We start from the raw sequence: 22,224 nt of genomic DNA, 5'->3' as shown, positions 1-22,224 counted from the left end.
TCTGTCCATATTAACAAATTCATTCCATAAAAATAAACTTCCTGTATAATTCTCCCCTTATCTTTAAGGTAATTGATCAGCAGAGGACTTTAAAAGCATCTCATTGGCTTGTGGTATTGTCTGCCGCTCAATCATGCGGTGAACTCTTATCCCATCAGGTGCACGATTTAAATGACGCAGAAGCTTATTCACCTCTGCGTCTGCTTTTATGCGACGGTGATTATGGCGTAAATAATCTACCCATGTTGGCATATGATAAACTTCTGTCCAATATTCAGGTCTTTCAAGGTCTCGTAAGAGAACCCATTGGCGAGCGCCATCACGTAAACGAATATGGCGACGACGTGTCATCACTTTGAGAAATTCTTCGAGATCATTTTCATGAATTTGATAATCGATCATAATCATAATCGGACCACTTTGTGCTTTTAAGTCAAGTAAAAGCTCTGGTTCTCTGAAATGATCAAGCGGATCCAAATCTATTTGAGGTATTTCCTGAATTCTAAACTTTATCCCCGCAAGGGCTCCAAAAACCAAGAAAAGAGAACAAACACTCAAAGCAACGGTAGGAGAATAACCATCAGCCAAAACACCCCAAATTATGCTTCCAATTGCCATTCCTCCATAAGATGCTGTTTGATAAAGCGCTAAAGCACGTGCAACAACCCAACGCGGTGTAGAAAGCTGTACAGATGTATTAAATAAAGACAATGCCAAAACCCAACATAAGCCTGCAGGAAACAAAGCAATATGGCTTACAATTAATGAACGGCTCATTGCTAAAAAAAAGCAAGAAAAGGCAAAACCAGTAAATGAACTTGCAATAATCGTCTCTAAACGAAAAAAACGCCGTACAGATGAATTAATCATACCAGCCGTCATAGCTCCAAGACCAAAACACCCAAGCAATGTTCCATAAAGAAGAGCGCTTCCTCCAAGAATTTTATGTACAACAATTGGTAAGAGTGCCAAAATCGAAATCGCTCCAATACCAAAAAGGAATGCCCTCACCATAATACTGAGAAGATTAGGTGACATCGCAACATAACGCAAACCATCTGAAACAGCTCCTAAAAGCCTTTCGCGTGGCAATCTGTTATTTTCATAGCTCGGTTTCCAGAAAAACAAAGCACCAATTAAAGGAATGTAACTTATCGCATTAAATAAGAAGGCTGCGGCTGCACCCAGAGTTGCAATAATAGCACCGCCAATAGCAGGACCAACACTACGCATCAAATTAAAGCCAACACTGTTTAAACTCACAGCAGCAGGAATATTTTCCCTGCTCACAATGTCTCCTATTGTTGCCTGCCAAGAAGGATTATAAAAGGCTGTTCCACACCCAATCAAAAACGTAAAGCATAAAAGAAGCCCTGGTGTTAAAAAGCCGATATAGGATAAAATAGCTAAACTCATGGATATAACCATCATTATAATCTGGGCACACAACATAATTTGGCGCCGATTAAAATTGTCAGCTAATGCCCCTGCCATCAGAGAAAACATCACAAGTGGTAATGTGGTAGCGCTTTGAACAAGTCCAACCATGGAGTGCGAAGAACTTATCAACGCCATTAACCAACCTGCTCCTACAGCTTGAATAAGCCCCCCTAAATTAGAAATAAGAGTGGATGACCACAAATTTCGAAATACCGAATTATGAAAAAGTTTTAATGTTGCAATGCTCTGCATCTTTTGCCTCTTAATCGATATTTATCGCTTTTCTTACCACACACACTCTATAAAGCAGTCATCTTTGTATCAAAAGAATGCATAATTCTTTAAAAGTTCTCATAAAATTCTCTTAAAATCAATATTTCAAAACAAACTCCTTTCTCTAAAGAAGGTTTTCAAGATGCTTTTAAGGACTAGTATTTTAACTCGCCTTCCTATATAAACGCTAAAGCAGGTGAGAGCTTTCAACTCTTCTGGTTTCTTCATAGACCCTTGCTGAACGACATCTCGGCTATGGGTGACTTTTGTTTCTTTATTTTTTGAAAGGATAATACGATGTCGATTACAGCTGAACGTAAACAAGCTCTTGTTGCAGAATACGCAAATAAAGTCGGTGATACAGGATCACCAGAAGTACAGGTCGCTGTACTTTCTGAACGTATTTCTAACTTAACGAACCATTTTAAATCTCATAAAAAGGATAACCATTCTCGTCGTGGTCTTTTGAAGATGGTCTCCCAACGTCGTCGTCTTCTTGATTACCTGAAAGGAGTTGACCAAAATCGTTATCAGACACTTATTAGGAAGTTAGGTTTGCGCCGCTAAAAGGAAAATGGGTGGGTGGTCTTTCTAAAAAGCCGCCCATTTTTCATTACTGGTTTTAGTTAAAAACTGGCGAATAATCATCATGGGGCAGGATTGCTCGTTGCTTCGTCTTTAAATTGCGATTTACTTCTCTCTTCTCGCGAATAAACAGAAGTGTCTCGTTGTCTTGCCCATAGCTTTAAAATATGCTCCGCAAAATCAGAGTGCGAGCACTTAAAAATATGAACACTGGTCATTAAGGATAAAAAATGTTCAAAACGCACAAGATAGAAATTGAATGGGCTGGGCGGCCACTCACCATTGAAACAGGAAAAATAGCCCGTCAAGCTGATGGTGCAGTGATTGCTACCTACGGAGAAACTATTGTCTTAGCAACCGTTGTATCAGCAAAAAGTCCAAAACCAGACCAAGACTTTTTTCCACTTACCGTTAATTATCAAGAAAAATCTTATGCTGTTGGTAGAATACCCGGCGGTTATTTAAAACGGGAAAGCAGACCAACCGAAAATGAAACTTTGATTTCACGTTTGATTGATCGCCCAATTCGCCCCCTCTTCGCCAATGGATATAAAAATGATACACAAGTCATTGTTTCCGTTATACAGCATGATCTTGAGAATAATCCCGATATCCTTGCAATGATTGCATCTTCTGCCGCATTGACCTTATCAGGTGTTCCTTTCATGGGCCCCATTGCTGGTGCTCGTGTCGGATATTGTAACGGACAATATGTTCTCAATCCTCATATCGATGAAATGCCAGAATCAAAACTTGATCTTGTTGTAGCAGGAACTGAAAGCGCTGTGTTGATGGTTGAATCAGAAGCACATGAATTGCCGGAAGACATCATGTTGGGTGCCGTTATGTTTGGGCACAAAGGCCTTCAACCCGTTCTTGATGCTATCATCAAGCTTGCCGAAGTTGCTGCAAAAGACCCACGCGATTTTGTTCCCGAAGATCTTTCTGATCTTGAAAAAGTCATGCGGGAAATGGCTGAAGAGGATATACGAAAAGCTTATACTATTACAGATAAACAAGAACGTTATGCTGCAATTGATGCCATAAAAACGGAAATCACCAACAAATTTATGCCAGAAACAGACGAGGAATGTAAATTTAGTGCAGACCAAATTTCAACCGTTTTCAAACAGTTGCAAGCAAAAATTGTTCGCTGGAACATTCTTGATACCCAAAAGCGTATTGATGGGCGAAACCTTTCAACAGTACGCCCCATTCAATCAGAAGTGAGTATTTTACCCCGTACGCATGGATCCGCACTTTTTACGCGTGGAGAAACACAAGCAATTGTTGTTGCAACACTAGGAACGGGTGAGGATGAACAATATGTTGACTCCTTAACAGGTATGTATAAGGAAACATTTCTCCTCCATTATAATTTTCCACCATTTTCCGTAGGAGAAACAGGGCGTCTTGGCTCTCCTGGACGTCGCGAAATTGGGCATGGAAAATTAGCATGGCGTGCAATTCATCCTATGTTGCCAACAAAAGAATCCTTCCCCTATACAATTCGTGCTGTCTCAGAAATTACTGAATCCAATGGATCTTCCTCCATGGCAACCGTTTGCGGCACTTCACTTGCTCTTATGGATGCCGGTGTTCCTTTGGCACGCCCTGTCGCAGGTATTGCTATGGGCTTGATTAAAGAAGGGGAACACTTTGCTGTGTTGTCTGATATTTTAGGAGATGAAGATCATCTCGGAGATATGGATTTCAAAGTAGCAGGAACAGAAAATGGTATTACCGCCTTGCAAATGGATATCAAAATTGATGGTATTACCGAAGAAATTATGAAAATCGCACTCGAGCAAGCTAAAAGTGGTCGAATCCATATTCTTAATGAAATGGCTAAAGCTTTAACCAGTGCCCGTGCTGAACTCAGCGAATTTTCTCCGCGCATCGAAGTGATGAACATTCCTGTTGATAAAATTCGGGATGTTATTGGTTCTGGTGGTAAAGTTATTCGAGAAATCGTTGAACAAACTGGAGCAAAAATCAATATTGAAGATGATGGAACAATTAAAATTGCTTCTGCCGATGCTAAAACCATTGAAGCAGCAAAACGCTGGATTCATTCCATTGTTGATGAACCTGAAGTTGGTGCTATCTACCAAGGAACAGTTGTGAAAACTGCAGAATTCGGTGCATTTGTAAACTTCTTTGGCTCACGTGATGGACTCGTTCACATCTCTCAACTCGCATCACAACGCGTCACAAAAACAACAGACGTTGTTAAAGAAGGTGATAAAGTTTGGGTCAAATTAATGGGCTTTGATGAGCGTGGTAAAGTCCGGTTATCAATGAAAATCATCGATCAACAAACCGGTAAAGAAATTACAAATGATAATCCAGTAAAAGAAGGGTAATTTGCCTTCTTATCGAAAAATAAAATGCCATCCTCATATTAGAATGGCATTTTATTTTGAAAGAGCTATATGTGTTGCTGTTTTTACCTTTTAAAAAACATAGCCTCCCTCTTCCCAATCCAAGTCAATCTTGGTTGGGTTTTGGTTTAACGGAAATTCCTGCTCCAGAGTGGGCAAAAAATTTGAAAATTATAACCTCTTGGCGACCGGATTTTTTAAAATTTGCCAATGCTCAATTTCATTGTGCTCCCCAAATAGATAGAACCTTCACCTATGATGGTGCACTTTTACATTTGAGCAAATATCGTGGTTTTAACCAAAATTGTTTTCTTGATTTATTAGAATGCGTCAAACCTGGTGGATGGATTATTATCGGTGGAAATAAAACTGCCGGCGCTTCCTCAATGATGAAATGGGTTAAAACATTTGTTCCCGTTACCGATAAATTGTCTAAAAACCATGGACTGGTCTTCTGGCTTCAAGTTCCACAACAAATAGAGAGACAGCATATTGCACAATTGCGCTCACCACCGCTCACTTTTGAAAATAAATTTCAGACCACTTCTGGCATGTTTTCACACGGCCGTATTGATCCGGGATCTGCCGCTCTTGCTTTCCATATGCGCAAAATTATTTCAGGAAAAACTGCGGATTTTGGTGCTGGTTGGGGTTTTCTTTCTTACGCTGCTCTCGAACAAAGTAAAAAATTAACAGCTCTTGACCTCTATGAAGCCGACTACAACGCTTTGAATGCAGCTAAACAACACCTTAAACACAAAGCGGCTTCTTGTCCGATTCATTTTTATTGGCATGATCTCGTGTGTGAACCGATCACAGACCTATATGATACCATCATTTCCAATCCACCATTCCACACACAACAAACAACAGACATTTCATTAGGACAGCATTTTATTATAAAGGCTGCAAAATACCTAAAGCCAGGTGGCAATCTGCTTCTTGTTGCTAACCGCCACCTGCCTTATGAGACATTGTTAAGGGACATTTTTCGCACAGTATTGATACATGAAAAAGCCCATGGTTTCAAAATTATAGAAGCACGCTGATAGACGAAAATAAGCAATAACTCTAAAGAATAAAACGTGAAAGATCGATATCAGAAGCAAGCTCACCTATAGATTGTCTTACATAAGCAGCGTCAACTTTAAAGGATGTTCCGGCTCTATCTGGTGCTGTAAAAGAAATCTCATCTAAAACGCGTTCCATCACCGTTTGCAAACGGCGTGCCCCGATATTCTCAATCCTTGCGTTTAAATCTACAGCAATATCCGCTAAAGCATCAATCGCATCATCAGTAATTTCTAAATGAACCTCTTCCGTTGCCATTAAAGCAATATATTGCTTAATCAAACTGGCTTCAGGTTCGGTTAGAATACGTCGTAAATCTTCCCTTGTGAGAGCATTTAACTCTACGCGAATGGGTAAACGTCCTTGAAGTTCTGGCAATAAGTCAGATGGCTTAGAAACATGAAACGCACCTGATGCAATAAAAAGAATATGATCGGTTTTGACTTGACCATACTTTGTAGCAATTGTTGTTCCTTCAACCAGAGGCAAAAGGTCCCGTTGAACACCCTCACGCGAAATAGCCGCACTTGCTCCACCATCTCTGGTTGCGATTTTATCAATCTCATCGATAAAAACAATTCCATCATTTTCCGTAACACGGAGTGCTTCTTGTATAATTTGATCTTGATCAAGAAGCTTTTCAGATTCATCATCCATGAGAGGTTTAAAAGCATCCTTTACTGTCGTTTTGCGGACCTTTGTACGTCCTCCCATTTTTCCAAAAATATCTGACAAATTCATAATTCCCATTTGCGCACCAGGAATCCCCGGAATATCAAAAGTCGAAGCACTATTGCTGTTATTATCGGCTACTTCAATTTCAATCTCTTTCTCATCTAATTCACCTTCACGCAATTTTTTGCGAAAACTATCACGAGTAGCCGGACTTGCCGTCTTTCCAACAAGAGCATCTAAAACGCGCTCTTCAGCATTAACGTGTGCCTTTACTTTAACTTCCTCTCGTTTTTTTTCACGCACAAGAGAAATAGCAATCTCAACAAGGTCACGAATAATTTGCTCAACATCACGTCCTACATAACCAACTTCTGTAAATTTAGTCGCTTCTACTTTAACAAAAGGCGCTCCAGCAAGTTTTGCTAATCGACGCGCTATACCTGTTTTACCAACACCTGTTGGCCCTATCATCAAGATATTTTTTGGCATAACCTCTTCACGCATAGGACCATCAAGCTGTTGTCTACGCCACCGATTACGCAATGCAATAGCAACAGAACGTTTGGCATCATCTTGGCCAATAATAAAACGATCAAGTTCAGAAACAGTCTCACGAGGGGAAAATACAACACACATTCAAATAGCTTTCTCTAAAGTTATAATTCTGCATCCAATGTTTCAATCGTAAAATGATCATTGGTATAAACACAAATTTTAGCGGCAATATCCATAGCCTTACGAGCAATGGTTTCTGCATCCAAGTCCATATCCATAAGTACTCGAGCAGCCGAAAGAGCAAAATTGCCTCCAGAACCAATTGCCATAACACCATCTTCTGGCTCTAAAACATCACCCAGCCCTGTTAACGCTAAAGTTATTTTCTTATCAGCTACCAGCATCATTGCTTCAAGACGACGCAAATAGCGGTCTGTTCGCCAATCTTTTGCAAGTTCTACACATGCACGCATAAGCTGATCAGGATATTGCTCAAGCTTCGTTTCCAATCTTTCCAATAAAGTGAAAGCATCCGCCGTAGCACCTGCAAAACCAGCAATAACTGTTCCACCTTTGCCAATACGACGAACTTTGCGTGCATTGCCTTTCATAATCGTTTGCCCAAGTGATACCTGTCCATCACCAGCCATCACAACTTTGCCACCTTTTCGTACAGTAATAATAGTTGTACCATACATTATGTCTGGTTTATGTTCTTCCATAAGGAAACTCATTAATATTGACCTCTATTCTTAATATTGTTTTCTTTTCATCAAATGTAAAATCCAATCACTATTGTCTTTATTTAAGAACATACACTGCAAAACACAATGATTCAGCACAATTCAATTTATTGAAATAAAAAAATGATATCATTGTTATCAATGCAAATTGTTGCTAAATAGTTTTTGTAAATAGTTTGCGTCTTTTAAAGGAAAAATGATGAAAAAAATAGCCATAGGAACATTGGGAGGAACAATTGCAATGGCGGCCGACAATTTTGGCCAAATGCAACCAACATTAACCTCAGATATTCTCATCAAAAGTGTTCCCGATTTAAATAAAGTTGCTCATATTCATGCGCAAACATTAACACAATTACCGAGTGGATCTTTATCTTTTAAGATCCTTTTTGAAATCATAGAGTGGGCAACACAACAAATAAAAGCTGGTGCAGAAGGTATTGTGTTAACCCAAGGTACTGATACACTGGAGGAAACTGCTTTTTTTCTTTCCCTTTATTGGGATAAAGCAGAACCGCTCGTTATAACGGGTGCTATGCGCATACCTTGTGAAGCAGGCGCTGATGGACCGGCTAATATTTTAGCAGCAAGCCGCGTTGCTGTTCATCCACAAAGTCGAAACAGAGGCGTTCTCGTTGTCATCAATGATACCATTCATTCACCTTATTGGGTTCAAAAAAGCCATACTGTCAAAATTGAGACATTTCAATCAGGCCTCGTTGGTATTTTAGGAACTCTTTTAGAAGGAAAACTGCTGTATTTTAATGATCAAATTTTTTTTCCGAGAACATTTGACCTTCCCCAAAACTATGACCATCAAGTTGCACTCTTATACTCCTCTTTATCCTCTGACACACAATTAATGAAATTCTGCCTTGAAAGTGGGCATTATGCTGGACTTGTCGTTGCCGGTTTTGGATCAGGACATTGCAGTTTTGAAGAAGCAGACATCATACGACAATATACACAAAAAATGCCAATTATTATCGCTAGCCGTACCTGCACTGGCTCGACAACCCGCAAAACTTATGGCTATAAAGGTTCAGAAGTTGATATGATTGCTTCTGGTGCCCTTATGTCTGGCTATTTATCAGCAGTAAAAGCACGTTTACTTTTGTGGGCTTTTTTGGCACAAGGGTGCTCATTGGCACAAATCAACGCACAATGGAATGACTGGACTATAAGCTAACAAAAGACTATCTGTCATTTTAAAGAAGAGAACATGCACAATAAAGCGCATTTGAATACAAAATAGCCTACCTGTTTGTCCCTCGTCAATTACTGCAGCAAAAGAATTCTCGACCAACACAAATGATTGATACGCTTCTCTCAAAAATTGATCAAGAAGATAACTTGGTCAAATCTATTTCTGATCAATATTCGCCCTACCGTGTCTTTACGGCACAAGAGTGGTCCCAATTTCGTGCAGATACACCGCTAACCTTAACCTTTGATGAAATTAAACGTTTGCGCTCAATCGATGATCCCATTGATCTTGAAGAAGTACAACGTATTTATCTTTCCTTATCACGTCTGCTATCATGCCATGTTGAAGCAGTACAGCAACTTTTTCATAAGCGTCAACAATTTCTACATCAAAAAGGAACAAAAAAAACGCCTTTTATCATTGGGATTGCTGGCTCTGTTGCGGTAGGCAAATCAACTACCGCTCGCATTCTTCAAGAACTTTTGAAACGTTGGGCATCTAATCTTAAAGTTGATTTGATTACAACGGATGGTTTTCTCTATCCTAATGCTGTTTTACAGCAAAAAAATCGTATGAATCGTAAAGGATTTCCTGATTCCTATGACATTAAAAAATTACTCTGCTTTCTTTCTGCTATAAAAGCCGGTATAGGGAATGTTAGCGCCCCACTTTATTCACATATGACCTATGATGTTCTAGAAAATCAAACAATTATCATTGATCGCCCCGATATTTTAATTGTTGAAGGAATTAATGTGTTACAGGTCAGTGATCTTCCTAAAGATGGGAAAATCATTCCTTTTGTTTCAGACTTTTTTGATTTTTCAATCTATGTAGATGCTGAAACAAAAATCATTCGTCACTGGTACTTGGAACGTTTCAAACGTTTGCGTAAAACAACTTTTCAAAATCCTGAATCCTACTTTCATCGGTATGCACATCTTACCGAAAAAGAAGCTTTAAAAATTGCTGAAGACCTTTGGCAAACCATTAATTTGAAAAATTTACAAGAAAATATATTGCCAACACGACCACGGTCTAATCTCATTCTACGTAAAGGGAAAGACCATTTGGTTGAATATGTCGCACTTCGACGACTATGAGGATTTCATAAATATGGACTTACATCACATTCATTTTAGCACAATACGTATCGATAATAGTTGTCCCATACTTTTGGTAAATCAGAGAAATATTGCTGAGTTATCGCTTGATGCATCAACAAAAACATGGATGAAAGCTAATGATTTTACCGGCAAAGCAGGACAAATACTCTTTATTCCTCACAAAAATGGGCAGTTAAAAAAAGTTTTATTTGGACTTGGCAACGGTGATGAACCTTTTATCACAGGGCTTCTTGCTAAAAAACTTCCTACTGGACATTGGCATTTAGAAGGAGATGCCTCCCATGAAATAAATAGCTATCTTGGCTTGGCATTTGGAAGTTACCAATTCAACCGCTATCGTCAAAACTTTTCCTCCAAATCGTTATCATTCTCTGTTAGCGATAGGGTTGATTTTGATGAACTTCAACGAATTTATAAAACCGTCTTTTTTGTACGTGATCTCATCAATATTCCAGCCAATGATATGAACCCTGATACCCTCGAGAAAGAAGCATACCGATTGGGGAAAACTTACGGTGCTCAGGTTCAAAGCATTTGTGGAGATGCACTTTTAACACATAATTTTCCAATGATCCATGCTGTAGGACGAGCCAGCAGCATTGCACCACGACTCATTGATCTACACTGGGGACAAGAAAATCATCCTAAAATAACATTGGTTGGAAAAGGTGTAACCTTTGATACTGGAGGACTCAATATTAAATCAGCTAATAACATGTCACTCATGAAAAAAGACATGGGAGGGGGGGCACATGTTTTGGGGCTGGCTCAACTGATTATGGATGCCAAATTGCCTTTTCGTCTACGTGTTTTGATTCCAGCTGTTGAAAATACAATTTCTGCCAATGCTTATAGACCAGGCGATATCCTCCAAAGTCGTAAAGGTTTAAGTGTAGAAGTTGGTAATACAGATGCTGAAGGCCGGCTTGTCCTTGCTGATGCACTTGCCTATGGTGATGAAGAAAGTCCACAATTCATGCTTTGTATGGCAACTTTAACAGGAGCGGCACGTATAGCATTAGGACCAGATCTTGCCGCATTTTATTGCAATGATTCAGAATGGGCTCAACAAATTTCTCAATCTGCTTATTCTGTTTCAGATCCCCTTTGGCAAATGCCACTTTGGAAGCCTTATCAAGAAATGTTATCATCACCAATTGCTGATCTTAATAATATAAGTGGAAATAACTTCGCAGGCTCGGTAGTTGCCGCTTTATTTCTGAATTCTTTTGTTGAAAAAGCCAAATATTTTGCGCATTTTGACCTTTACGGATGGGTACCAAAAGAAAAACCAGGCTTCCCTGTCGGTGGTTGTGCACAAGTTATTCGTGCTCTTTATAATCTCTTTAAAAATTGACACAAAATAACCACAAAATTGAGTAATTCTGAAAATTTAGGAGCTATTTCTTATCGCTTTAAGTTGCGTTTCTGCTTTATTTGAAGATGAAAAATCTTACAAATATAGTTGTTGTGATCTTACACTTTAAAGAAAAAATGAAAGGTCAACAAATGGTCTTTAAAGATCCCCGATTATATGCATTCAGAAATGATTTAGCAGATAAACGTCTTGAAACAGAAATTACAGCACTGCGTTTTGTTCAAGGTGAAAAAAAACGTGTTAATACAGCTGTTGCTGGACTTTTCAAAGAAAACAATAAAAAAAGCGAGAGACAAACAGAGTGCTTATTAGGAGAGGAACTCCTCATCTTTGAACAAGGAGAAACCATGTCATGGGGACAATCTCTCAAAGATGGTTATGTCGGTTATATTGATACAACAGTTCTTTGTACATCAAATGTAAAACAGACACATGTCGTTTCAGTGCCACGCACTTTTCAATATTTACAGGCTGACTTACGTGGACCAATGGAATATCCTTTATCCATGGGCAGCAAAGTAAGTGTTGTTGATGAAATAGAGGTCCATGGCACACCATATTCTATACTTGAAAATGGAAAAGCAATCTTTACCCATCATCTCAGTCCTATTGGGCACGTGTATGAAGATTATGTTACGGTTGCCGAAACTTTTATACGCACACCGTATCTCTGGGGTGGTGTTAGTGGTTTCGGAATTGATTGCTCGGGGCTAGTCCAACTCTCCATGATTATGTCCGGCCAAATGGTTTTACGCGATACTGACATGCAGCAGAAAACGATAGGCAAACAACTTACAGATCATGATAAACTTCAACGAGGTGATTTGATTTTTTGGAAAGGCCATGTCGCCATTATGATTGATCAGGAAAATATCATTCATGCAAATGGCTTCTCTATGGATGTTATGATTGAACCTTTGGAAAAAGCTATTACACGTATCGCTCAAAAACATCAATATCCCGTAGAAAAGCGCCGTCCAGTGCAGAAAACATAACATATGCTCTTATATATGAACCCAATTAAAAAATAATACTTCCATTGTTACATTCCTCCATGATTCCACTTTGAACCTGAAAATTACCCTGTAGATTGGAGTAATTTACTAATCCCTCAATAAACAAACACTTTCATAAGTTTATTTATACCGAACGAGTTCATTATTTACTCTTTTCCTAAAGTTCATCAGAACTCATTTAAAAATCTTTATTTAACATTATTCACGCGTTTTAGAGATATTGTAAAAATTCTCAACAGGCTACTTACTTTCATGAAATTACCGTATGTTATGGATAAAGATTTTATTAAACAGCATTTTCTTCTCACTTCCCCATTAAAGAAGAAAATTCTTCAATAGCTGAATCAATGGCTTGTCAGCAGCAGGCATAGGATATTTATCAAGTTCACCAATAAAAACCCATTTTAAGTTTTGCCCCTCTCGTCCTTGTGCAACACCCTCATAATGGTAACAAAGATACAACGGCATTAAGAGATGAAATGTTTCATAAGCATGACTTGCAAATGTTAAGGGGAATAAATTGTTTAGCTGAACATGAATACCAAGTTCTTCTTTTAATTCACGAATCAATGACTCTTCTGGAGTTTCTCCTTTTTCAACCTTTCCACCAGGGAATTCCCATAAACCAGCTAATGATTTTCCTTGAGGGCGTTCTGTAAGCAACACACGCTTATCTTGATTCAATAATGCGCATGCAACAACAAGAAGAAGTGAATTTTTTTGCATATCACTCTCCACTAGAAATAGTAATGATAATCATCTCTTCTATAACGCCTCCTACCCCGAGATGGAAGAATTTAAATCCCTAATCCTCCTTGAAGAAACAGACAAATATCCAATGTCAAATTTATAATACATCAGTTAACTTCTGTAATCGCCATTAATCATAACGTACTCTTTCGTCAAATCACAAGACCAAACTGTCGCGTTACCTCTACCCAAGCCAATATCAACACGAATTGTGATGTGTTTGCCTTGCATATAAGCACCTATTGTCTCTTCACAATACTCAGGATCACGTTCTCCATTGACAGCTAAACGATGTTCACCAAACCAAATCTTCAAGAGATCACGGTCAACTTCAACACCTGCTTTACCAACTGCCATAACCACCCGTCCCCAATTAGCATCTTCACCGGCAATAGCGGTTTTTACAAGTGGTGAATTTGCAATTGAGAAGGCTATGGTTTTAGCGGCTTTATCTGTTGTCGCACCAATCACATTTACCTCAATTAAGTGGCGTGCACCTTCTCCATCACAAACAACTTGTAATGCAAGCTCATGTAAAAGTGCACTTAAGTGTTTTGAGAACACCTCATAACGCGGATCAGTTTTACATGTAATACAAGGAAAATTTTCTTTTCCTGTCGCAAACATCATGAGTGTATCTGATGTTGAGGTATCGCTATCGACAGTAATTGAATTGAAAGAACCCTGAACAGCCTCTGATAACAGGGCTTGAAGAATATCCGAAGAAATACCTGCATCACTTATGACAAAAGAGAGCATTGTTGCCATATCTGGCGCAATCATACCAGCGCCTTTTGCAATCCCATTAATGGTAACAATCTCTCCCCCACACTCAAATCTGCGTGTTGCAAGTTTTGGAAATGTATCCGTCGTCATAATAGCTTTTGCAGCTTCCAACCAATTCCTTTCTTTTGCTGTCTCCACCATGGTTGGTAATAGATTCACAATAGCCGATGAATCCATGGGTTCACCGATAACACCTGTAGAAGCTATAAAAATTTCATTTTCTTTAGCCTTCAAAGCGCTTGCGGCTGCACCCATGATTTCATTTGTTGTATGTCTTCCTCTGCGTCCAGTAAAAGCATTTGCATTCCCCGAATTAACAACTATACCCCTAGCAACCCCATGAGGAAGTGAGGCACGGCAATGCTCTACAGGAGCAGACGGGCATTTTGAACGTGTAAAAACACCTGCCACACTTGCTGGTTCATCGAATATGATAAAAAGAAGATCTGCACGATCTTTATATTTAATCCCAGCTTCTGCTGTTGCTATTCGAACACCAGATAATGGCGGAAGCTCCTGTATGTTTTGGGGCGACAAAGGAGATATTTGAAAAATCACAGTACGCTTTCCATAAAAACAGGATAATAATTGCAGATACACGATCTCTTACAAACAACTACTAAGCTTTTTGAATCGACAAATCTATTAAACCACCAAGCAAAAATATTATCCACTTTTTTCTCGCTATTCTGTGTCTTCTTCATCCGATGTTTCATTTGGAAGTGGCGTCCCATTCTGATTAAGCGATTGCATAAGTTTTATAACATTAGGATCAGGGTATTTAACATCTAACTTGCTGCGTAAATCAACAATCAATTTTTGGTAACGCTCTTTTATCAGCTGTGTACGCAACATTTCTTTAACATCATCAAAGACAGGAGGCTGTTTCAAACGGCGATCTTCCACCTTAATAACATGCCAACCAAAAGGACTTTCAACAGGATTTTTAGTGTATTCGCCAACTTTCAAGCCAAACGCAGCATCTTCAAAAGGCTTGACCATTTGACCATGGCTGAAATAACCAAGATCACCCCCAACCGCGGCAGAGCCATCTGTTGAACTCTTTTTAGCTATCTCTTCAAAATTTTCTCCTTTATTTAAACGTTTAATGATCGCTTCCGCTTCTTTTTTTGTTTTCACTAAAATATGACGCGCTTTAACTTCATCCTCTTTGGGTAAAGCAGCCACTTCTTTATTATAAAGGGTCTCCAAATCACTATCTGAAATCTGGTCAACAACTGTCTGTTTAAAATAAAGCTGTTGAAGAACATTGTCACGCATGACGGCCATACGTTTATCGTAAGTTTCTGTCTTATCAATACCCTTGCTCATTGCTGCTTTAGCAAGCGCCTGCATATCCAAGTAAGCTTTTAAAACCATTATACGGCGTTGTTCATCAGGAAAACGCGCTAAATTAGGATTTATTTCAAGTGCTAATTCATCCAATTGCCCTACTGTAATATTCTTTCCATCAACAACCGCCATAATATGAGAAGGAGAAACTGTTTTTTCAGAAGCTTTCTCTAAAGTCTTTAAATCATTCGACGATGCATTCAAACCTTCTTGAGCTACCACCCCTAAACTCGTACTCATCAATAAAGTTGATGTCAAAAATAGCGTGATAAAGTTGAATTTCATAAATAAACTCCTTAAGAATGAAAGTAGGTTTAAGATTCTTATTTCTTTACTGTAACATTTTAATTTCTAAATACAGATAAATAAATGAGTCATTTTATTTTAAAAAGCATAAACTTGCTCCTTTATCTCAATTTATTCCATCCCACCTCATACTCATACCAAATATGATAATATAAAGAAATGACATATTGTATCCTAAATTACTTTGTATTGTATCAAATAAACAGCATTACTAAAGTTGACACGGTGTACTTCGCCTCTTATCTCTACTTTATAATTAAAGTGAAAAATCGCATACCAACAAGTATAATGGTACCATTTACATCCAGTTATGTGAAATGTCTTGGGGGTTGCAAACACGGGGATGGCATATGAACAACCCAATGAGAGTAATAACAATTAAAAGAAAGGACCAGAGATGGTCGGTTTAGGTGTCTTTGCACGTAAATTTTTTGGTTCAGCTCAGGAGAGACGTCTCAAGGTTCTTCGCCAAAAAGTTGCACAAATTAATGTTTTGGAAGAACAATTCGTGAAATTAAGCGATGCGCAACTGCGTCAAAAAACTGACGCATTTCGTAAACGACTCAGAGAAGGTGAAAGCATTGACCGACTCCTACCAGAAGCTTTTGCAACTGCTCGTGAAGCAGCAAAACGTGTTTATGATATGCGTCCTTTTGATGTACAGCTCATTGGTGGAATGGTGCTCCATGACTGTGGCATTGCTGAAATGCGCACAGGTGAAGGGAAAACATTAATGGCAACTCTGCCAATTTATCTCAATGCTTTAGAAGGAAAAGGTGTTCATGTCGTTACGGTAAATGATTATCTTGCTAGCCGTGATGCAGAAACAATGGGAGAAATTTTTAGTTTTCTAGGGTTAACAACGGGCGTGATTCTGCATGATCTTGATAATGATGCCCGCAGAGCAGCCTATGCATGTGATATTACCTATGCAACAAATAACGAATTGGGCTTTGATTATCTACGTGATAATATGGCCTTTGACCGTAATCAAATGGTTCAGCGTGGACATCATTACGCAATTATTGATGAAGTTGATTCAATTCTTATTGATGAAGCGCGTACCCCCCTTATCATTTCTGGTCCTCTAGAAGATCGTACGGACTTCTATAACCTTATCGATACATTTATTCCGGCCTTAACTCCAGAGGACTATGAAATAGATGAAAAACAAAAGACAACAACTTTTACTGAAGTTGGTACTGAAAAAATTGAAAAAATGCTTGAAAAAGCTGGACATCTTAAAGGTGAAAGTCTTTATGATATAGAAAATGTTGCTATCGTCCACCATGTCAATAACGCGCTAAAAGCCCATAAACTGTTTGTTCGTGATAAAGACTACATTGTTCGCAATGATGAAATTGTTATTATTGACGAATTTACAGGGCGTATGATGCCAGGACGGCGTTATTCTGAAGGACTTCATCAAGCCCTAGAAGCTAAAGAGCATGTTGCGATCCAGCCAGAAAATCAGACACTTGCTTCTATCACTTTTCAAAATTACTTCCGTATGTATAGAAAATTATCTGGAATGACTGGAACTGCCACGACAGAAGCTGAAGAATTCAGTAATATTTATGGTCTTGAAGTTGTAGAAGTTCCCACCAACTTACCAGTACAGCGTCTTGACGAAGATGATGAAATTTATCGAACAGAAGAAGAAAAATATCGTGCTATTGTGCGTGATATCCATCAAGCACACGAAAAAGGACAGCCTATTCTTGTTGGTACAACTTCTATTGAAAAGTCGGAACAATTAGCAGAACGTTTGCGAAAAGAGGGTATTACTGATTTTAGAGTCTTAAATGCCCGCTATCATGAGCAAGAAGCATACATCATTGCGCAAGCAGGTGTTCCTGGAGCTTTAACCATCGCAACCAACATGGCTGGGCGTGGTACTGATATACAACTTGGTGGTAATGTCGAAATGCGTATCCGACAAGAATTACAAGATATGCCTGATGGAGAAGAACGAGCAGCTAAAATTGAAGAAATTAAAAAAGATGTTAAACGCCTCAAAGAAAAAGCACTCGCTGTTGGTGGTCTTTACGTCATTGCTACGGAACGCCATGAGAGCCGTCGTATTGACAACCAGCTACGTGGTCGCTCTGGTCGCCAAGGTGATCCTGGTCGCTCAAAATTCTTTCTCTCGCTTCAAGATGATCTTATGCGTATCTTTGGCTCAAACCGCATGGATGGCATGTTGCAAAAACTTGGATTGAAAGAAAATGAAGCCATTACCCATCCGTGGATTAATAAAGCCCTCGAAAAAGCGCAAAAAAAAGTAGAGGCACGAAATTTTGAAATCCGTAAAAATTTGTTAAAATATGACGATGTCATGAATGACCAACGCAAAGTTATTTTTGAACAGCGTATGGAAGTCATGAATTCAGATGATTTAACAGATATGATCCTTGAAATGCGCAATGAAGTGATTGAGGACCTCGTGGAAGCTTATATCCCACTGGGAACATATTCTGAAAAATGGAATGTAAAAGCGCTTCAAGAGGAAATTCATCAACTCTTCAATCTTGAGCTTCCAGTAGAAGAATGGGCAAAAGAAGATGGAATTGCTGAAGAACAAATTTTAGAGCGCATATCAGATGCTGTTACAAAACTTGAAAATGAACGGACTGAACGTTACTCTCCAGAAGTAATGGCTTATTTTCACAAAGCCGTGTTACTTGAAACTATTGATACGCTATGGCGTGAACATCTGGTAAGTTTAGATCATTTACGTTCCGCTGTTGGTTTTCGAGGTTATGCGCAACGAGATCCACTCAATGAGTATAAAACAGAGTCCTTTGAACTCTTTCAGACCATGCTTAGAAATTTGCGCAGAATCGTGACTTCTAAACTTATGCGTTTTGAAATCGTTCAACAACCTGCAGAACCATTTATAGATGAGCAAAGCAATACTGATTCTTCTGTAGTTAACGATCAAGATAAGGAAAGTAGTTCAACTTTTTGGACGCGGTCACAAGAAAATAGGTTTGTTAATCCGAAAGACCGTGACCCTAACGATTTTACGACATGGGGAAAAGTGGGACGTAATGAACGTTGCCCTTGTGGTTCAGAGAAAAAATACAAACACTGTCATGGAGCTTTTGTTTGAACAACAAACACAATGAAAAAGATGAATGAAAAGCGAAATTATGAGCAGGAATTACGCACTGCGGGTTTAAGAGTAACACGCCAAAGGCGTATTATTCTCGATATTTTGACTGATACCAATGACCATCCGAACGCGTTTGAAATTTTTCAGCGCGCTCACAAAATAGATGCGAGTATTTCGCTATCGACCGTTTACCGAACCATGAAAACATTAGAAGGAAATGGCGCAATTCATCGCCATACCTTTAGTGGTGGACCATCTCGTTTTGAACAAGCAGACGGGCATCATCATGATCATCTCATTGATGTGGAAACAGGGCAAGTCATTGAATTTCACTCTGATATTATTGAAAAACTGCAACAAGAAATCGCCAAGTCCCTTGGCTATGATATTATTCATCATCGTCTTGAACTTTATGGGAAAAAACGTAACTCTTAAAGAGCTATTTTCGTATGTGTCATTAAAAAACGCTTCGTACAAATGGGATTTTATACAAGTTTATCTAGTTTTCATTGGCAAGAAAGTTTTTCTGCTTTATTACCCTCTTTTAGCTAATGCTATAAAATAATCAATTACCAATATTATAAAAAATTAGGCCAATATTATCATGGTTTCTTTGCCACAAGATCGTATGAGACAGCTTGAAAAACGCTTTGAAATAATTGAAAGCCAAATGGCTGAAAATCCCAATGCTGAAACATATGTAAAACTTGCTTCTGAATATGCAGAACTACAACCGATCGTTGCTTCCATACGCGCATTAAATGCGCTTTATAGAGAGAGTACAGAACTCGAAACTCTCATCAGTGATAAACTAACAGATATAGAGATGCGTAATCTTGCTCAAGAAGAGCTACCATTATTATGCCAGAAGATGGAACAACTTGAAAAAGAGCTCCAGATTCTTCTTTTGCCCAAAGATGTTGCTGATGAAAAAAGCGCTATTATTGAAATTCGAGCAGGAACAGGTGGATCAGAAGCAGCACTTTTTGCCGGTGATCTTTTTCGCATGTATGAACGTTATGCCAATATGCATAATTGGAAAGTTGAAGTCGTTTCCCTCAATGAAGGAGAAGTTGGTGGATATAAAGAGATTATTGCAACCATTTCGGGTAAAGGTGTCTTTTCTAAACTGAAATTTGAATCAGGTGTCCATCGTGTGCAACGCATCCCTGAAACGGAAACAAGTGGACGTATTCACACATCTGCTGCTACTGTTGCCGTACTTCCAGAAGCTGAGGAAATTGATATCGAAATTCGTCCTGAAGACATTCGCATCGATACAATGCGTGCATCTGGAGCAGGAGGTCAGCATGTTAATACAACTGACTCAGCTGTTCGTATCACGCATATTCCAACAGGAATTATGGTTGTGCAAGCAGAAAAATCACAACACCAAAACCGTGCACGTGCACTGCAAATTTTACGTGCACGTTTATTTGATATCGAACGACAAAAAGCAGAAAATGAACGTTCAGCTTCCCGCAAAAACCAAGTTGGCTCTGGTGATCGCTCGGAACGTATTCGTACCTATAATTTTCCTCAGGGACGTATTACAGATCATCGTATTAATCTCACTTTGTATAAGCTTGACCGCATCCTAGAAGGAGATCTTGATGAACTTATTCATGCACTCATCTCCGATCATCAGACCGCACTCCTTATGGAAATGGATAACAAGGATGAACGTGTACCCTCTTAATGATGCCATCCGAAAAACGCAAAAAAAATTGCATATGCAAGGAATTTCTGAAGCTAATCTTGAGGCAAAAATACTTGTTGAATGGATAACAGGTACAAATGCCTTTGATAGAATTTCCCAACCAGATTTGGGCCTCTCTTGTGAACAAATGACACAATTAAAACATGCTGTACAACGACGCCTTTCCGGAGAACCAGTCTATCGTATTATTGGAAAACGAGAATTTTATGGTATATCTTTCGCACTCTCCAAAGAGACCTTAGAACCACGCCCTGATACAGAAACGCTCGTAGATCTTGTTTTACCATACCTCAAAAAACATAGTGAAAAATCAGAAAAAATAACATTGCTTGATATGGGAACAGGAAGTGGTGCTATTGCTGTTGCGATTCTTAAACACATGCCCCAATCCTACGCAGTCGCTGTCGATATTTCTGAAGGTGCGCTCAAAACAGCCACAAACAACGCAAAAAATGCAGAAGTGATAAACCGCTTTACCCCCCTCCTCAGTGATTGGTTTCATTCTGTCACAGATCAATTTGATCTTATTATTTCTAACCCACCTTATATTCCAGAAGCAGATATTCAATACCTTGCAAAGGAAGTGCGTCTTTATGATCCATTACGCGCTTTGATTGGTGGAAAAGATGGTCTTGATTTTTATCGAAAACTTTCTCATGAAGCCGCGAATTACTTAAACGCAAAGGGTTTTGTTGCTGTCGAAATTGGTCACTCTCAAGAAAAAGAAGTTTGCAATTTATTTGAACAAAATGGCTTTCAGTGTTTAGAAATGCGTAGAGATCTCAATGATATACCCCGCGCACTTCTTTTTACACGCAATCCTTAAAACTCCCAATCGTCATCCGTGGTAGCAACCGCCTTGCCAATAACATAAGAAGAGCCCGCTCCTGAAAAAAAATCATGATTTTCGTCAGAGCTTGGTGATAAAGCTGCTAAAATAGCAGGATTAACACGACAAACCTCAGGGGGAAAAAGAGCTTCAAAACCTAAATTCATTAAGGCTTTGTTTGCATTGTAATGAAGAAAAACTTTAACGTCTTCTGTCAATCCAAGTGCATCATAAAGATCTTCAGTATATTTGCATTCAATATTGTAAAGGTCGAAGAGCAAATTAAAAGCAAAATCTTTAATTTCTTGCTTTTTGGCTTCATCAAGTTTTGCAAATCCTAACTGGAATTTATAGCCTATATAATAACCATGGACAGCTTCATCACGAATGATAAGCCGAATGAGATCCGCTGTATTTGTTAATTTAGCGCGACTTGCCCAATACATGGGTAAATAAAAACCAGAATAAAATAAAAAGCTTTCCAATAAAGTTGAAGCAATTTTTTTCTTAAGTGGATCATTTGCTTCATAACGCTCAAGCACTAATCTTGCTTTTTTCTGCAAATGAACATTTTCTTCTGACCACCTAAACGCATCATCAACTTCTACTGTCGAACAGAGGGTTGAAAAAATAGAAGAATAAGAACGCGCATGAACTGCTTCCATGAAGGCAATATTCGTTAAAACAGCCTCCTCATGCTCTGTTATCGCATCAGCCAGCAGTGAAATGGCTCCTACAGTATTTTGAATGGTATCTAAGAGCGTTAACCCTGTAAAAACACGAATCGTTAACTTGCGTTCTTCCTCCGTCAAACTTGACCATGAGGGGATATCATTAGAAAGCGGAACTTTTTCAGGCAACCAAAAATTTCCAGTTAAGCGATTCCATACTTCAAGATCTTTCTCATCATGCAATCTATTCCAATTGACAGCACAAACAACAGGATTTTTTGTTGTAATCTTTGTCAT

General features: G+C 38.8%; 16 protein-coding genes and 2 pseudogenes. 11 read left to right on the top strand and 7 right to left on the bottom strand.

The window, feature by feature from the left end; genetic code table 11:
* Window positions 1–63 precede the first annotated feature (63 nt).
* Window positions 64–1,692: an MFS transporter gene (locus NPX99_RS01950; RefSeq protein ID WP_269030087.1), complete on the bottom strand. Its 1,629-nt coding sequence runs from the start codon at window positions 1,690–1,692 to the stop codon at window positions 64–66.
* Between the two features lie 318 nt (window positions 1,693–2,010).
* Between NPX99_RS01950 and rpsO the strand changes: the two genes are divergently transcribed.
* The 3 genes from rpsO to NPX99_RS01935 all read left to right on the top strand — a co-directional run bounded on the left by rpsO (window position 2,011) and on the right by NPX99_RS01935 (window position 5,731).
* Window positions 2,011–2,280 carry a 30S ribosomal protein S15 gene (gene rpsO / locus NPX99_RS01945; RefSeq protein WP_004858631.1) on the top strand — a complete coding sequence of 90 codons (270 nt, stop codon included), beginning with the start codon at window positions 2,011–2,013 and terminating at the stop codon, window positions 2,278–2,280.
* A 248-nt stretch (window positions 2,281–2,528) separates the two neighbouring features.
* Window positions 2,529–4,664: a polyribonucleotide nucleotidyltransferase gene (gene pnp, locus NPX99_RS01940; protein WP_269030086.1), complete on the top strand. Its 2,136-nt coding sequence runs from the start codon at window positions 2,529–2,531 to the stop codon at window positions 4,662–4,664.
* A gap of 71 nt (window positions 4,665–4,735) precedes the next feature.
* Window positions 4,736–5,731 (top strand): class I SAM-dependent methyltransferase, encoded by a 996-nt coding sequence (locus tag NPX99_RS01935; protein ID WP_269030085.1) that lies wholly within the window; start codon window positions 4,736–4,738, stop codon window positions 5,729–5,731.
* Window positions 5,732–5,753: 22 nt separating this feature from the next.
* Here NPX99_RS01935 and hslU read toward each other — a convergent pair whose 3' ends face one another.
* Window positions 5,754–7,064 carry an ATP-dependent protease ATPase subunit HslU gene (gene hslU, locus NPX99_RS01930; protein WP_269030084.1) on the bottom strand — a complete coding sequence of 437 codons (1,311 nt, stop codon included), beginning with the start codon at window positions 7,062–7,064 and terminating at the stop codon, window positions 5,754–5,756.
* Window positions 7,065–7,645: pseudogene (gene hslV / locus NPX99_RS01925) on the bottom strand (ATP-dependent protease subunit HslV).
* Window positions 7,646–7,865: 220 nt separating this feature from the next.
* Here hslV and NPX99_RS01920 point away from each other — a divergent pair.
* The 4 genes from NPX99_RS01920 to NPX99_RS01905 all read left to right on the top strand — a co-directional run bounded on the left by NPX99_RS01920 (window position 7,866) and on the right by NPX99_RS01905 (window position 12,373).
* Window positions 7,866–8,855 (top strand): asparaginase, encoded by a 990-nt coding sequence (locus tag NPX99_RS01920; RefSeq protein WP_269030268.1) that lies wholly within the window; start codon window positions 7,866–7,868, stop codon window positions 8,853–8,855.
* A gap of 176 nt (window positions 8,856–9,031) precedes the next feature.
* Window positions 9,032–9,976, top strand: a complete 945-nt coding sequence (coaA, locus tag NPX99_RS01915) for a type I pantothenate kinase (protein ID WP_269030267.1) — start codon at window positions 9,032–9,034, stop codon at window positions 9,974–9,976.
* 13 nt (window positions 9,977–9,989) lie between these two features.
* Window positions 9,990–11,357, top strand: a complete 1,368-nt coding sequence (locus tag NPX99_RS01910; protein ID WP_269030082.1) for a leucyl aminopeptidase family protein — start codon at window positions 9,990–9,992, stop codon at window positions 11,355–11,357.
* Between the two features lie 152 nt (window positions 11,358–11,509).
* A complete protein-coding gene (locus NPX99_RS01905; RefSeq protein WP_269030266.1) occupies window positions 11,510–12,373 on the top strand; it encodes a C40 family peptidase in 864 nt (287 codons plus the stop codon).
* A gap of 336 nt (window positions 12,374–12,709) precedes the next feature.
* Here NPX99_RS01905 and mutT read toward each other — a convergent pair whose 3' ends face one another.
* The 3 genes from mutT to NPX99_RS01890 form a co-directional block, all read right to left on the bottom strand.
* On the bottom strand, window positions 12,710–13,120 hold the full coding sequence (mutT, locus tag NPX99_RS01900) for an 8-oxo-dGTP diphosphatase MutT (protein WP_269030081.1): 411 nt from the start codon (window positions 13,118–13,120) through the stop codon (window positions 12,710–12,712).
* A 135-nt stretch (window positions 13,121–13,255) separates the two neighbouring features.
* Window positions 13,256–14,488, bottom strand: coding sequence for a bifunctional glutamate N-acetyltransferase/amino-acid acetyltransferase ArgJ (gene argJ, locus NPX99_RS01895; RefSeq protein WP_269030080.1), 1,233 nt, complete (start codon window positions 14,486–14,488; stop codon window positions 13,256–13,258).
* 126 nt (window positions 14,489–14,614) lie between these two features.
* Window positions 14,615–15,568 carry a peptidylprolyl isomerase gene (locus NPX99_RS01890; protein ID WP_269030079.1) on the bottom strand — a complete coding sequence of 318 codons (954 nt, stop codon included), beginning with the start codon at window positions 15,566–15,568 and terminating at the stop codon, window positions 14,615–14,617.
* A 418-nt stretch (window positions 15,569–15,986) separates the two neighbouring features.
* Here NPX99_RS01890 and secA point away from each other — a divergent pair, with 418 nt between their 5' ends.
* The 4 genes and pseudogenes from secA to prmC all read left to right on the top strand — a co-directional run bounded on the left by secA (window position 15,987) and on the right by prmC (window position 21,253).
* Entirely contained in the window at window positions 15,987–18,704 is a 2,718-nt protein-coding gene (gene secA / locus NPX99_RS01885) for a preprotein translocase subunit SecA (protein WP_269030078.1), read from the top strand.
* Window positions 18,643–19,142 (top strand): annotated as a pseudogene (locus tag NPX99_RS01880) (Fur family transcriptional regulator). The gene secA and the pseudogene NPX99_RS01880 overlap by 62 nt, the downstream one beginning before the upstream one ends.
* A gap of 169 nt (window positions 19,143–19,311) precedes the next feature.
* Window positions 19,312–20,406 (top strand): peptide chain release factor 1, encoded by a 1,095-nt coding sequence (gene prfA, locus NPX99_RS01875; protein ID WP_269030076.1) that lies wholly within the window; start codon window positions 19,312–19,314, stop codon window positions 20,404–20,406.
* A complete protein-coding gene (gene prmC, locus NPX99_RS01870) occupies window positions 20,387–21,253 on the top strand; it encodes a peptide chain release factor N(5)-glutamine methyltransferase (protein WP_269030075.1) in 867 nt (288 codons plus the stop codon). The genes prfA and prmC overlap by 20 nt, the downstream gene beginning before the upstream one ends.
* Here the strand turns inward: prmC and nrdF are convergent.
* Window positions 21,250–22,224: a class 1b ribonucleoside-diphosphate reductase subunit beta gene (gene nrdF / locus NPX99_RS01865; RefSeq protein ID WP_004862111.1), complete on the bottom strand. Its 975-nt coding sequence runs from the start codon at window positions 22,222–22,224 to the stop codon at window positions 21,250–21,252. The two genes, prmC and nrdF, sit on opposite strands and share 4 nt — an antisense overlap.

This window comes from Bartonella sp. 220B, assembly GCF_026930205.1.
In the GTDB taxonomy this organism is placed as follows: domain Bacteria; phylum Pseudomonadota; class Alphaproteobacteria; order Rhizobiales; family Rhizobiaceae; genus Bartonella.
Note: the sequence above shows the minus strand (reverse complement) of the source record. Positions and strands in the feature narration are given on the sequence as shown.